9 protein-coding genes and 1 pseudogene are annotated in these 13,132 nt (G+C 64.7%); 3 read left to right on the plus strand and 7 right to left on the minus strand.

Annotation, left to right across the window (positions count from 1 at the left end):
• The first annotated feature begins 149 nt into the window (after positions 1-149).
• The 3 genes and pseudogenes from C3F36_RS19695 (at position 150) to C3F36_RS19705 (ending at position 2,780) form a co-directional block, all read left to right on the plus strand.
• Positions 150-623 (plus strand): DUF4357 domain-containing protein, encoded by a 474-nt coding sequence (locus C3F36_RS19695; RefSeq protein ID WP_010674381.1) that lies wholly within the window; start codon positions 150-152, stop codon positions 621-623.
• Positions 624-757: 134 nt separating this feature from the next.
• Positions 758-2,180, plus strand: a pseudogene (gene nhaD / locus C3F36_RS19700) (sodium:proton antiporter NhaD).
• Between the two features lie 33 nt (positions 2,181-2,213).
• Positions 2,214-2,780, plus strand: a complete 567-nt coding sequence (locus C3F36_RS19705; RefSeq protein WP_042863680.1) for a pyridoxamine 5'-phosphate oxidase family protein — start codon at positions 2,214-2,216, stop codon at positions 2,778-2,780.
• Positions 2,781-2,839: 59 nt separating this feature from the next.
• Here the strand turns inward: C3F36_RS19705 and C3F36_RS19710 are convergent, their stop codons facing one another.
• The 7 genes from C3F36_RS19710 to C3F36_RS19740 all read right to left on the minus strand — a co-directional run bounded on the left by C3F36_RS19710 (position 2,840) and on the right by C3F36_RS19740 (position 13,131).
• On the minus strand, positions 2,840-4,036 hold the full coding sequence (locus C3F36_RS19710; RefSeq protein ID WP_010674385.1) for a Bcr/CflA family multidrug efflux MFS transporter: 1,197 nt from the start codon (positions 4,034-4,036) through the stop codon (positions 2,840-2,842).
• Between the two features lie 52 nt (positions 4,037-4,088).
• Entirely contained in the window at positions 4,089-5,777 is a 1,689-nt protein-coding gene (locus tag C3F36_RS19715; protein WP_104455750.1) for a 6-pyruvoyl-tetrahydropterin synthase-related protein, read from the minus strand.
• A gap of 69 nt (positions 5,778-5,846) precedes the next feature.
• Positions 5,847-7,109 carry a hypothetical protein gene (locus tag C3F36_RS19720; protein ID WP_104455751.1) on the minus strand — a complete coding sequence of 421 codons (1,263 nt, stop codon included), beginning with the start codon at positions 7,107-7,109 and terminating at the stop codon, positions 5,847-5,849.
• A 106-nt stretch (positions 7,110-7,215) separates the two neighbouring features.
• Positions 7,216-7,776, minus strand: a complete 561-nt coding sequence (locus C3F36_RS19725; RefSeq protein ID WP_104455752.1) for a hypothetical protein — start codon at positions 7,774-7,776, stop codon at positions 7,216-7,218.
• A gap of 47 nt (positions 7,777-7,823) precedes the next feature.
• The gene (locus tag C3F36_RS19730; protein WP_104455753.1) at positions 7,824-9,248 is read right to left on the minus strand and encodes an FAD-dependent oxidoreductase; all 1,425 of its coding nucleotides are present in this window, start codon (positions 9,246-9,248) and stop codon (positions 7,824-7,826) included.
• Positions 9,249-9,322: 74 nt separating this feature from the next.
• Positions 9,323-10,162: an FTR1 family iron permease gene (locus tag C3F36_RS19735; RefSeq protein WP_039038942.1), complete on the minus strand. Its 840-nt coding sequence runs from the start codon at positions 10,160-10,162 to the stop codon at positions 9,323-9,325.
• Positions 10,162-13,131, minus strand: coding sequence for a YncE family protein (locus C3F36_RS19740; protein WP_199769623.1), 2,970 nt, complete (start codon positions 13,129-13,131; stop codon positions 10,162-10,164). Before C3F36_RS19740 ends, C3F36_RS19735 begins: the two co-directional genes overlap by 1 nt.
• Position 13,132 lies beyond the last annotated feature (1 nt).

Consider the following 13,132-nt stretch of genomic DNA (forward strand, 5'->3'; position numbering starts at 1 on the left):
ATAACCGTTTGATGGTCAATGGCTTTCACAATGTCCGTCACTATGCCAGTTAGTGATCGCGCCTGCAAAAGGGATGGGGATCCTCGCTGGATCCCGCTCGCCTGAGGTGGTTAGAATAGGGTCTTCCATGGGTCACAGGATGAGCAAGGATGTTACACAAGCAAGTCAGTTTTATCGTCGACAGCAAGGGCGTCAAGCAGGCTGCCGTGGTCCCCATCGATATCTACAACGAGCTGATGACCCTGCAAAAGGCCCTCTCCGACAACAAGCCGGGGGAGCGAGAGCTCTACCACTTCAACGGCAAGGGGGCAGAGGCCCATGGTTATCCGGTGGGCAAGCGGCAAAACCCCGGTTTCATGGTCCAGGCGGGCTCCACCGCCAACGGCGAGGATGCGGCCTCCCTGCGCGAGGCGGTGATCGAGCTGCGCCAGGAGCTGCTGGGCAAGGGGGTGCTCGTTCCCCACCCCGAAGGGGGCTTCATCTTTACCGCCGATCAGCTCTTCAACAGCCCGAGCCTGGCCGCGAGCCTGGTGGCGGGCAACAACCGAAGCGGGCTGGATGCCTGGCAAAACAGCGCAGGCTACACCCTCAAGCAATCGGGTTTTGGCAAGAAGACCTCCTGATGACGGGGCCCGGCAACGGGCCTCGCTCATGTTTGCCTGAGAGCCCGCGGCGGGCCGCTCATCAGGATGACAAAGAGGCGGCCTCCCTTTGCGCTGCTAGCCTCAATGCCAGACGCCTGCCAGGAGATGCCGCCATGTCTGGACTCCTTCGCCTCGTGCCCGGGGCGGCCCTGCTCAGTGCCCCCGCCGCTGCGGGCAACGGCCCCCTCGATCTGACCCACAGCGGGGTCGGGCTCTTTGCCCTCGCCATCTTCGCCCTGGCTTATGCCCTGGTGATGGCCGAGGAGTACCTGAAGCTGCGAAAATCCAAGCCGGTGCTGGTGGCCGCCGGCATCATCTGGATAGCCATCGGCCTGGTCTATACGGGGCAGGGGCACAGCGAGCTGGTTCAGGCCGGGTTTCGCCACAACCTGCTGGAGTATGCCGAGCTGATGCTCTTCTTGCTGGTGGCCATGACCTATGTGAACGCCATGGAGGACAGGCTGCTGTTCGCCGTGCTGCGGGTACGCCTGGTGCAGGCGGGATTCAGCCTGCGTACGCTCTTCTGGCTCACCGGTTTTCTCGCCTTTTTCATCTCACCCGTGGTGGACAACCTCACCACGGCGCTGCTGATGTGCTCAGTGGTACTCAACGTGGCCAACGGGGAGCGCCGCTTCATCAACCTGGCCTGCATCAACATCGTCGTGGCGGCCAATGCGGGCGGCGCCTTCAGCCCCTTTGGCGACATCACCACCCTGATGGTGTGGCAGGCGGGCAAGGTGCCGTTCCAGCAGTTCTTGCTGCTCTTCATCCCCGCCCTGCTCAACTTCCTGGTGCCGGCCACCCTGATGAGCCTGATGGTGCCCCGTCTGGTGCCCGCCATGCCGGGCGAGATGGTGGTGCCAAGGCGCGGCGCCGTTGCCATCGTGCTGCTCTTTGTGCTCACCATAGTGACCGCCGTCGCCTGTCATCACTTCCTGGGGTTGCCCCCCGTGCTCGGCATGATGATGGGGCTGGGCTACCTGCAATTTTTCAGTTTCTATCTGCGAAAGACCCAGCCCGTCACCCTGGCCCGGGCACGGGCGCTGTATGAGCGCACCGGGGACGAGGCCAGGCTGCTGCGTCTGGGCTCGGTGGTGCCGTTCGATGTGTTCAACAAGATTGCCAAGGCGGAGTGGGACACCCTGCTCTTCTTCTACGGGGTGGTGATGTGCGTCGGGCCTCGGGTTTATGGGGTATCTGGCGCTTGCCTCCCATTTCCTCTATGACGGTGGCGATCCGACCCTGGCCAACGTCGCCATCGGCCTGCTCTCCGCCCTTATCGACAACATTCCGGTGATGTTCGCCGTGCTCTCCATGGAGCCGCAGATGAGCACGGGGCAGTGGCTGCTGGTGACATTGACCACCGGGGTGGGGGGCAGTCTGCTTTCGGTCGGCTCCGCCGCCGGAGTGGCTCTGATGGGGCAGGCCAGGGGCATGTATACCTTCGTCGGGCACCTCAAGTGGTTGCCTGCCATTTTGCTTGGCTATATGGTCGGCATAGGGGCGCACCTGTGGCTCAACAGCGCCCTGTTTTAGGGAATCCGGTTCCAGGCACCAGGGAGAGGCAAGATGGGACAACTGTTCGAGGCGCTTTCGCCGCGCCATGTCACCTTTATCGAGGGGCAGAAGATCTTCTTCGTCGGTACGGCAGCCGCGAAGGGATCGGTCAATCTCTCCCCCAAGGGCGGGGATTCGCTGCGCGTCCTCGATGCCCACACCCTGGCCTGGCTCAACCTGACCGGCAGCGGCAACGAGTCCGCAGCCCAGGTGCTGCAACAGCCGCGCATGACGGTGATGTTCTGCGCCTTCGAGGGGGCGCCGCTTATTCTGCGGGCCTATGGCCAGGCACGGGTGCTGCACCGCACTGATCCGCAGTGGCCGTCGTTGCTGGCGCTGTTCCCCCCAAGTGTCGCGGCTCGCCAGATCTTCCTGCTGGACATTGAACGGGTCCAGACGTCGTGCGGCATGTCGGTGCCCCTGTTTGACTATCAGGGAGACAGGGAGGATCTCGCCAACTGGTCGGCACGCCAGGGGCAGGAGGGGATAGAGGCCTACTGGCGCAAGAAGAACCAGCTAAGCCTGGATGGGCTGGAGAGCGAGATCCTGGCGCGCAGCGGGTTGCAGGCAGATGACTGAGGCCTGCGCCCCGATGCAAAAAGCCCTGTCCATGGACAGGGCTTTTTCATTGCAGGGCATCAGGGGACGCGCTTGCCGCTCAGCAGCCAGTAACTGAGGGCCGACCCCAGGCCGCAGCCGGCGATGGCGATGGCCATGGGGAGCGGCGATTCAGGGGGATTGAGGTTGACCAGGACCCCCACCAGGGCCCCAAGGCCAAAGCGCAGGGTACCCGCCAGCGCCGAGGCGGTGCCTGCGGACTGGGGGAAGTGGCCCATCAGGCCGGTCATGGCGTTGGCCCCCACCAGGCTGATGTGGCCGACGAAGAGCACGACGGGGATGACGATGCCCCACAGGCCCCCGGTCTGGCTCCAGGCGTTGTAGATGAGCAGGGCCCCGGCGAGCGGCAGCACGGTCAGGCCGTATCGCAGCATGCGTTCGGCACCCACCCCTTTCACCAGCCGGCTGTTGGCGAAGGTGACCACCATCATCAGCAGGATATTGAGACCAAAGAGCCAGCCGTAGTGCTCGGTCGGCACCTTGAAATACTCGATGTAGACATAGGGGGAGGCGCTCAGGAAGGCGAACATGCCGGAGCTCGACAGGGCGCCGCACAGCACATAGCCCATGGCACCACGGTGGGAGAGCACCCCCCAGTAGTTGCGAAGCACCTGCCCGAGTCGCAGGGGCTGCTTGTGCTCGGGTTTGAGGGTTTCCTCAATCTTCCACTGCATCACCAGGCAGATGAGCAGGCTGATGGCCACCAGCAGCCAGAAGATGACCCGCCAGTCGCTGTGAGCACTGATGTACCCCCCCACCACGGGGGCCACCAGGGGGGCGAGGGTCATCACCAGGATGACGAAGGACATGGCGCGGGAAAACGCATCCTTCTCGAACAGGTCGCGCAGCAGGGCGTTGACCACCACGGAACCCGCGGCGCCCCCTGCGGCCTGCAACATGCGCCAGGCGAGGAGCTCAGGCAGGGAGTCCGCCATGGCGCAGCCCACGGAGGCCACGGCAAACATCGTCAGGCCCGCCAGGATCACCGGCTTTCTGCCGAAGCTGTCGGCGAGCGGCCCGTAAAAGAGCTGGCCGATGGCAAAGCCCCCCAGGAAGGCGCTGATGGTGAGCTGGGCGCCGTCGATGCTGGTAGCCAGATCCCGGGCGATGGCGGGAATGGCGGGCAGATACATGTCCACCGCGAGGGGAGTCAGGCCCGCCAGGGCGCCGAGCAGGATGAAGAGGAAACGGGGGGAGAGGGAGCTGGCTTGGGGCATAGGGTATCCGAGTCGTGGGCTGGGCCGGGTTAAGAGGCAGGTGTTGAGTCTATCAGTTTTGGCGGGCGCGATCAGGTGCATCCTGCCCGATGCCCTTTTGTCGGGTGCGGTGCCAGAGCAGCCAGAGCCAGGCAAGCCATCCGAGCAGGGAGAGGGCATTGCCGGTGCGCTCCGGCCAGCGTACCGCCAGGGTCAGGGTGAGGCTGTGGTGGCCCGCCGGAACCCAGAGTTGCATCAACCCCTGGCGATTGGCGCTCACCGTCAGCGTCAGGTGCCCGTCGAGGCGGGCCTCCCAGCCGGGGTAATGGTATTGGTGCAGGACCAGCCGGGTCGGCACCCGGGCCTTGATCTCCAGCGCCAGGGCGCGGGGTTGCCAGCGGGTCAGGGTCCAGCTTGCGCCTGGCGGTTCGGCGCTGACGGGCGGCTGGAACTCCTCCTTCCAGGCGAGCAGGGTCGGGGCGAACATGCCCCCCGGCACCTGCCTTGGCCTGTATTCCCGGGCACTGCGCTTGCTGTCGAACTCGAATGCCATGGCCTCCCGTTCGGGGGCCTGGGTGAGGGGGGCGTGACGCACATAGGCCAGGGTGGAGAGGAGGGTCAGCAGAAATACTCCCCACCAGAGCCCCTGCCAGAGACGATGGGGCTGGGTGCCGAGCGCCACCACGGCGACCGTGGCAAGGGCGAGCACCAGGTTGAGCCGCCAGGGAAACTGCACCCGCTGCAAGGGGGGAAGCAGGCTCCAGAGAGGCTGGCTCGGGGGCAGCATCATCAGGAAGGCGACGACGCCGATCGCCCCCCAGCACAGCAGCTCGGGGTGGCGCGGCTCCCGGGCGGCGGCCCAGGCGATGAGCAGCAGGGCCAGGGTCAGCATGCTTTGCCACGCCAGGTGACCGCGAAAACGCCAGTCCTCCCAGGCGCTGGGCAGGCGGTCGAGAAAGTTGCGCCTGTAGTCGAACATGCCGCCACGCATCAGCTCCATGGAGATGGCCCCCTGATCCGCCAGGGCGGGCAGCAGCAGGGCGGCTGCCATGCAAAGCCCCACACCCTGGGCGACGAGGGCTTGCCAGCAGGGCGTCAGAGTGCGGGTGCGTCTGGCGAACCAGAAGGCGCGCAAGGTGACCAGCCCCATCATGAGCAAGAGGCTGGGGAGGTGGGAGAAGGCCAGCAGCGCCAGCCCCAGGATCAGCAGGGGCAACCCTTGAGGTCGTTCGCGGTGGGCGAGATCCTGCCCCAGCAGGATAAGGGGAGCCCAGGCGAAGGCCCAGAACTCCGCCAGGGCGAAGCGGGCATAGAGATCTATGGCGACATGATAGGGCAGCGCCAGATAGAGCAGGCTGGCGGCCAGGGCCCGGCCAGGGGGCGCGGTGGCACGCAGCCACAGATAGGCAAACACCCCGGAGAGCAGCAGGGCCAGGGTGGCGCTGCCAAGCAAAGGGTAGATGGCCTGCTGGGGGTGGGCACCGGGCCCGGCAAAGAGGGCGCTGACGTAGTAGGGGAGCGGGGGATAGAAGAAGAAGGTGGGGCTGCCGAAGCCGCCGTTCATGGCCATCAGCCAGCGGGGATAGAGTTCCCCCTGCCAGAGCTGGCGGGCAAAGTAGTGGCCGGAGAGCAGGTGATGAAACAGATCGTGTCCCTGGCTGCCCCCCTGCCACCAGAGCGGCAGCATCAGCAGGGCGCAGGCCAGCAACAGGGCCAGCGCGACCCGGATCCCCTCCCCGGTTCCGCTCGTGTTTCTTTCCATTGCACTGGTTCCTGACAGACCCGGCTGTGAGTGTAGACGAGTCGTGCGATGCCCTCGCAAGCGCCCGGTTCAGCGGGGCAGGGCGAGCCAGAGGCCGGGTTCGGCGTGAAAGCGGGGGGAAAACCAGAGGGTGTCATAAGGGCCTGGTAGCGCCTCTGCCCCCAGGGGGCGGCGGCTGAGGCGGCAGGCCCCCTGGGTGAGCGCAAGGGCGGCATCCCCCCGGTACCAGCCGTCGGTGACGGGCAGGGTTGTGGTTTCCCTAAGCAGCCTCACTCCCCACTGGGTCACCAGCGCCGGGCAGTTTTTTTCGGCGACTCTGGCCGCCTGCACCATGGCGGATGGGCGGGGTGGGGTGAAGGTCACCGCGAGCAGCAGCAATCCGGCCAACGCGACCAGCCCAACTCCTCGGCGTGGCAGCCAGCCTGCCAGCAGCACGAGGCCGAGCAGGGTGATGGGCGCCAGATGACGGGGATTGTCCGGATTCTGGCCAAACAGGGTCCAGAGCAGCAGGGCGAGCCAGTAGAGCGTCCAGAGCACGGAGGGGGTCGCATTGTGATCTTTTGACCGTTGCCAGAGTGGCAGTATCAGCAAGGCTCCCATCAACAGGGGCCAGAGCGGGGTGAGCTGATCGTTGAAGGTATTCGCCCAGCTCAGCAGTCGATCCCCGTGGGCCGCCGCCGTGTTGCCCCAGAGGGTAAAGTGGCCGTCGGTAAAGCGCCGCCCCTCGCTGAAATAGGCCCAGCCATCGGCCTGCCAGACAAACAGCAGGCAGGCTAGCCCCACCAGCGCGATGGGGAGCACAAACCTGACGCGCGTGCCCTGCTGCGCCATCCCCAGCCAAAGGGGCAGCAGGGCCAGCACGAAGTAGGAGGGGCGCAGCGCCAGCATGAGGCCCAACAGCAGACCCGCCAGCGCTATCTTGCGCTGTTGCAAAGCCAGGAGCGCGCCCAGCCAGGCGGCCAGCGCCGGCCCGTCGGACAGGCCGGAGAGGGCGAGCGTCGGGGTGAGCGGCAGGGCCAATACCAACAGCCAGACAGGCGCCAGCAGGCTGGGCCGCTGCCACAATCTGGCCGCGAGGAAGGCGGCGAGCGGCGCCAGCAAGCTGCTCCCCAAGAGGCTGGCCCACTGCACCGCGCGGGCCGGCTCGTCCACCGCCAGATTGATCAGCCGCGCCAGCCAGATAAAGGCGGGGTAGCCCGGAAAGTGGGGGGAGAACTCCAGCACGCTGAAGCGCACCACCCCGTGGGCAAAGTTGAGGGCATCGTCGGAATCGAGCGCCACGGGGAAGGTCAGCAGCCAGCCAAGCCAGGCCAGTTGCAGCAGGGCAAGCAAGTAGGGTCGATTAGCGAAGCGTAATCGGCCGTGGCGACGCCCCCCTTCTCCCCTTGCGGGAGAAGGGGTGGGGATGAGGGGGGCCGTCGTCATCGATGAGAGGTCATCAAAGCGGCGCCAGCACGGTCATCAGCGCTTTTTCGGCATCGCCAAAGGCAGCGGCATCGGCAGGTTTGGCACCCACGCCGAACACTCCCGGGTTGCCGATGGCATCCAGCACCTTGGCCAGAGCCTGTTCGGCGGCCTTGCGATCTCCTTCATTCAGGGAGGGGAGGATCAAATCCAAGAAGCGCTTGCTCTTGACCACCAGCACCTTGGCGGTCTGGTAGTCGCCAAGGTTCTGGCTGGCCCCCTCGAGGCGGCGCTCGATCTCCGCCTTGTAGGCCCGGTTGAGCAGGGCGGCGGTAGCTGCGGCGTCTTTGGCCTTGATGGCGGCCGCGAGCGGTGCTTGCAGCTCGACCTTGTGGTGCTGTTCCAGATAGGTCAGCTCCTCGGCAATCTCGCTCAAGGTGGCACTGGCATCCTTGCCGTCAGTGGCGGCGCCCAGCAGTGCCTCGCGGGCATCGATCAGCGGCTCCTTGCCGGCGGCGGCGTAGGAGTAAGCCTGCGCCTGACCGCTCAGGGAAAGCAGCAGGGTGAGGGCAAGTAAACCCGGGCGGATGGTCATCCTGTTCTCCTTACATTTGCCAAGAGGTTATGCCAATGGCGCGGTCATCAGGCCACGCTCTGGGTTTCAATGACGGTATTTTCGTTGCGATGATTGAAGATGGCGTGACGTCTGTCCACCCCGTCGATCACCATGTCTGCGGCCATCATCCCCATCTCCATGGCGGTGTCGGTGAAGATGTAGCGGAATGTCCCCTGACGGCCGGTCATGATGAGGTTGGTGATCGGCATCAGCGCCTTGATGGCTTCGTTGCGGCGCACCTGATAACCCAGATCCATCAGCGGATAGGCGTATTCACTGCGCGCTTCGAATGTCTCATCGCCGAGCTTGGCTGTATCGACGCCGAGGCTGGCGAGATCGGCGGTGACCCGACCGCGCAGATCAGAGAGCGGTGCCTGCCAGGTGGCATCCCCCGGGTTGCAGGGGATCTCCAGCATCACGGATGTTTGCCCCCGAGGCGCCATAAAGGGGCTGCGCCGGCGGGGCTCCTGCAGACGGGTCGCCAGAATATGGGGGTCGGAGAGGTACTGCCAGGTGTTGTCCGACAGGTTCTCCTGTTTGAGGGGCATATTGACGAAGCGAAGCGACCGGTAGTGGAGATCGCACGGCAAGCCCAGATGCTGGCAGGTGAGCGGCAGCGGCAGGGTGGAGATCACCTGATCAAAGCGCTCGCTCTGTTCAACGTCATCTTGTTTCCAATACACCCGTTCAATGCGGCCATCAGCCTGCTCGAGACGGGTGATGGTGGCGCCGGTCTTGAGCAGGGCCCCTTCGGCCACCAACCGCTCCCCCAGGGTGGTGAAGATCTGGCCAAAGCCGTACTTTGGATAACGATATTTGCGGGCATAGGTGCGCACCGACATGCTGCCGTTGCGCCTTGGCAACAGGCGGCGCGCCACGTCTTTGAGATCGATCAGGCTGATGCGCTGGCCAGCCCAGTCGGCGGAGAGCTTGTCCGGGTTGATGCCCCACAACTTGCCGGTGTAGCCCTCGAAGAACTGGCGGTAGAGGGTGCGACCGAAGTGGCTCTGGATCCACTCGGCAAAGCTCGCCTTGGCAAAATCGGTGGGCTTCTTGGCAAAGGGCAACAGCAGCAGATCCTTCACCGCCCCGGCCATCAGGGCCAGCGGCGCCGTCTTGAGCAGGTTGGGCAGGTTCAAGGGGTAGTCATAGGTACGCCCGCCAAAGCGGATGACGCTCTTTCGCTCGGCGTGGAGCAGGTCGTCCCCCATCAGCTCGTCGATAAAGGCGAGCAGCTCGGGGTTCTTGGTGATGAAGCGGTGGCCGCCGTAGTCGAAGCGATACTCGCCGTCACGCCCCTTGAAGGTCTGGGTGGCGCACATGCCGCCGACGACCGGCTCCTGCTCGAACAGGGTGACCGCAAAACCGGCCTGGCGCAGGCGCCAGGCGGCCATCAGACCGGCAGGGCCGGCGCCCAGCACCGCAATGTGCTTCTTGTTGTTGTCGTTCATGAGTGTTCCGAAACGGCGTGATAGCTGGGGGAGCCCGCCTGTGCGCGGCTCCCGAACAGAGTGTTATCCCGGGCTCAGCCCCTGGTCGGGGCGGCGCTCCCCTGGGGGCGATAGCTGCGATGCCAGAGGGTGACAAAGATCATGAGGTAGCCGGCCCAGGTCAGCAACTGCAGGCCGGCCGGTGAGGCATTGTAGCCAAACAGGGCGCGCAGGAAGGTGCCGAATACCCCCTGATCGTCGAGGATGTGGCTGATGTTGAAGACCGGCGTTGTCCAGAAGGTGATGACGTCCGCTGCCTGCAACATGTTGACGGCGGACGAGAGCAAGCCTGCGGCGATGATGATGATAAGCAGGCCGGTCCAGCGGAAGAAGGGGGCCAGCGCCACCTTGCGGGTGGAGCGCAGCAGCCCCCACACCAGCACCACAGAGACCAGCAGCCCCGCCAGCGCCCCCATCAGCCCCTGGTGCAGATCCACCCCTTGCCCGGAGTAGACCAGGGCCGAGAAGAAGAGCACGGTTTCAAAGCCTTCGCGCATCACCGCAAGGAAGGCGAGCAGCACCAGACCAAACAGGTTGCCACCGTCGATGGCGGCATCAATGCGCGCCGTCATGGCCCCCACCTGGGATTTGGCCTGTTTTTGCATCCAGATAGCCATATAAGTGAGCACCAAGGTGGCGAAGATCAGGATCCCCGCCATCAAGAGGTGGTTGTAACGTTCGCTCTCGAACTGGCTCACCACCACCTGGAACAGGAAGGCGACGACAAGGGAGGCGACAAGACCGAGGCCCACCCCCAGATAGATGAACTTGTTGTAGCGGCTCGCCCCCAGCTTGGCGAGGTAGGAGAGGCAGATGCCGACCAGCAGGAAGGCTTCCAGCCCCTCGCGCAGGGTAATGAGAAAACTTGCGAACATCAGGATTGAGGCTCCGTATCGGGCGTGACGGGGAGGGGCTGCAGGGTCAGTTGCAGCCGATTGAGTTGCACTATGGGTGGCTCCGGCAAGCTCGGCTCGGCGGCGCGCACCGCATCATTGACCCACTTGGGGTAGGTGCGGAAATTGAGTCTGATATCGGCCTTGAAGGGCCCCTGGGCATCAGCGGGCAGCGGCCAGACTTCATCGCGCCAGCCATCGGCCGGGATGCGGGTGTCTTCAAGGAGCTTGGCGTAGCGCCAGAACTTGAGCCCCACCGGCTTGCCTTCGGCATCGCCAAACACTTTTCTAAATAGCCGCGCATCCTCAGGGACGGCGCCGTTCACCGGCTGGCCGCTTTCAAGCACCCGCTTGCCGCTGGCGTCGGTGACGGTCAGCTCCAGCCAGAGTTCACGGAAATCGGCGACCCCGGTGGGCAGGGCGTGGCCGGCGCCGGTATTGGCGACTCTCACTACCAGCGCGGGCTGGCCACTCTGGTTTTCAATGCGGGCCGAGAGGGTTGCGCTGGAGCGCAAGAGCGCCAGGCTCTCCTGCTCAAGGGTTGCACTTCTCAGCCCCACCAGCTGATGCTGGGCGCCGGTAAAGTTGTGGCGATAGAGCCGTTCTTTCACGGTGCCGTTTTCGGTGGACTGGCCCGCCACCGGCGCGCCGCCGTTGCCCGGCTCCGGATTCATGTGGCAGTCGATGCAGGTGCGCCGTTTGGCAGGATCTTCGGCTTTGGCGAAGCTGGATTTTTTCCACTCATCCCAGGTGTTGACGATATTGGCGCCGGTGCCCGGGGCAAACTCGTTGTGGCACGACTTGCACAGGGCCGCGTCCCGGTAGAAATCCTTCTGGTAGGAGGCCTTGTGCATGGCGGGGCGGGCGTTGATCTGCCGCTCTGCCAGCCAGTGCTGGAGGCTGCCCCCCGGGGCATCCTCGAACACATAGCTCTCGCGGTCTTTCAAATTGACCGTAAAGGCGCTGTTGCCGCCTGCATCCTCGAGCCGGGTGATGCGATGGCAGAGCACGCAGCCGGTGCCTTCTTCCACCACGGGCTCGCCTTTCTGGTGGGCCGCAATGAGCGAAGCCCCACCCTGCTCGAACATGTGAGAGCCCTTGGGCAGATCAGTCTGGCCGTTCATCACCTGCTGGGGCATGTGGCAGCCCTGGCACCACTGGCCGAAGGCCTCCCCTTCGGTTTCGCGGGCCAGCGCCTGCACCACCTTGTAGTAGGGGTGAGAGTTGCCCATCAGCCGGTGGTTGCTCTCGCTCCAGTCCTGGAACGCCTGTTGGTGGCAGTTCTGGCAGGAGGCGGAGTTGAGCCACTCTTTCGGGTGGGTGGTCGGCGCCTTGGCAGGATCCCTGCGCGGGGCATCGAGCCTGAGCCAGTTGGCCAGATAGGGGAGGTTGCCGTCACTGGTCACGAAAGCGTGCAGATCCTCCATCATCGCCTGCACCTCGGGCTGGGGCCTCGCGGGGTCAACCGCTTCGGCCCCATCGCGGGTGTCATGGCCCATGCCGCCCTGGGTCTGCTGGGTCATGCGCAGGTATTCGCCGATAACGTCCCCCGCCACCATGTTGGCGAGGTTGGCGTGGCCGTTGATGGCGTTGTCGCCGCTCTGCTGGCGATGGGCCGCCATCAGATAGCGGTTGGTGAAATTGAACCCGTCCAGATGGCAGGAGTTGCAGCTCATCCAGTTGTCTCCCGCCATGGGGAAGCGGCTGTTGGCGGCGGTATTACCCAGGTTGAACAATCGTTCACCGCGCTTGAGGGCTGCGGGGCGGGGATCGGTCTCTACCAGTTTGGCGAAGTGGGGCACATCGACGGTGACCCGGGCAAACGGGCCGCTGCCGCCGCTATTGAGACGGGTGAGATCCTGCCCCATGACGTTGTGGACCAGGATGTGGTCGCCATCGATCAGCAGATCGCGCGGATTCTGGCCCGGCAGGTGACGCAATAGCTGGGTCGCCTTGGCGCCCCCCTGAAACTTCTTGCGGCGGTGGCGGTTGTTGTTCTGCTTGCCGCTGCGCGACAGGTCGAACACCAGCAAGTCTTCGGAACCCGCCAGGGTCAGATAGACCCGCTTGCCATCGGCGGCGAAGCGCGCCGCGAACGGGTTGGAGACGATCTGGCTGCGGTTGCCGACGCTGGGCAGGTTGATCTGCAAGAAGAGCTGTTTTCTTTCATCGACCCGCTCCTTCTCTTCATCGAGATCGATGATGGAGACGGCCGGGAAGACGGTGCTCTGAAACTGGAAAGGGTGGTCGAAACTCCAGAGCACGTGGGGCAGCCAGGCTTCGCTGCCATCGGGGGAGAGGGCGATGCCGTCCAGCAGGCGCGGCAATCCCTGGGAGTCGCTCGGGGTATCGCTGTGGGCTTCCGCCAGGGTGATGAGCTTGGGCTTGGGCAGAGTAGCCCCCTTAGCGTCCTTCTCAAGCTTGGCAAGATCATAGATGGCGAGCTGGCCTGTCATGGCGTGGGTGAGCAGCAGGCGATCGTCGTCGGTCAGTGCCAGCCCGCGGGGAGTCTCGGCGGTTTTTGCATCCAACTGGAGGTTGCCCGCCCTGTCATAAGCCTGAAGGCGCCCTCCCTCGAACAGCGTGACCCAGAACCACTGACGCTTGGGATCGAAGATGACGCCATAGGGTCTATGGCCGGTGGGGATCGCCTTGTCCAGGGTGAGATCATCCTCCAAGAGCAGCAGGCGATCGCCGCTGTAATCGGTGACCAGCAGGGTGCCGTCGTCTGCGCGGGCCAGCTGGCGCAGATCGCCCCTCAGTTGTGCCTCTTTGAGTCGCTTGCCGCTATCGCGCTCAAGCAGGGTGACCGAGCCAGCACTCTGGTTGGCGGTGACGAGGCGCGGGGCGCTCCCCTCGTCATAGGCAATCATGGCGGCGCCCATCTCCCGGGCCGAGGCGGTCCCCAGCAGCAGGGCGGCCAACATCAGGGATAACAACAACTTCAACATA

The organism is Aeromonas sp. ASNIH2, from assembly GCF_002934795.1.
Classification (GTDB): Bacteria; Pseudomonadota; Gammaproteobacteria; order Enterobacterales; family Aeromonadaceae; genus Aeromonas; species Aeromonas caviae.

Excerpts from the sequence above, each read along its gene's own strand:
- C3F36_RS19730 (WP_104455753.1), bottom strand. The coding sequence starts at position 9,248 with ATGAACGACAACAACAAGAAGCACATTGCGGTGCTGGGCGCCGGCCCT.
- C3F36_RS19710 (WP_010674385.1), bottom strand. The coding sequence starts at position 4,036 with ATGCCCCAAGCCAGCTCCCTCTCCCCCCGTTTCCTCTTCATCCTGCTC.
- C3F36_RS19725 (WP_104455752.1), bottom strand. The coding sequence starts at position 7,776 with ATGACCATCCGCCCGGGTTTACTTGCCCTCACCCTGCTGCTTTCCCTG.
- C3F36_RS19695 (WP_010674381.1), top strand. The coding sequence starts at position 150 with ATGTTACACAAGCAAGTCAGTTTTATCGTCGACAGCAAGGGCGTCAAG.
- C3F36_RS19740 (WP_199769623.1), bottom strand. The coding sequence starts at position 13,131 with ATGTTGAAGTTGTTGTTATCCCTGATGTTGGCCGCCCTGCTGCTGGGG.
- C3F36_RS19715 (WP_104455750.1), bottom strand. The coding sequence starts at position 5,777 with ATGGAAAGAAACACGAGCGGAACCGGGGAGGGGATCCGGGTCGCGCTG.
- C3F36_RS19735 (WP_039038942.1), bottom strand. The coding sequence starts at position 10,162 with ATGTTCGCAAGTTTTCTCATTACCCTGCGCGAGGGGCTGGAAGCCTTC.
- C3F36_RS19705 (WP_042863680.1), top strand. The coding sequence starts at position 2,214 with ATGGGACAACTGTTCGAGGCGCTTTCGCCGCGCCATGTCACCTTTATC.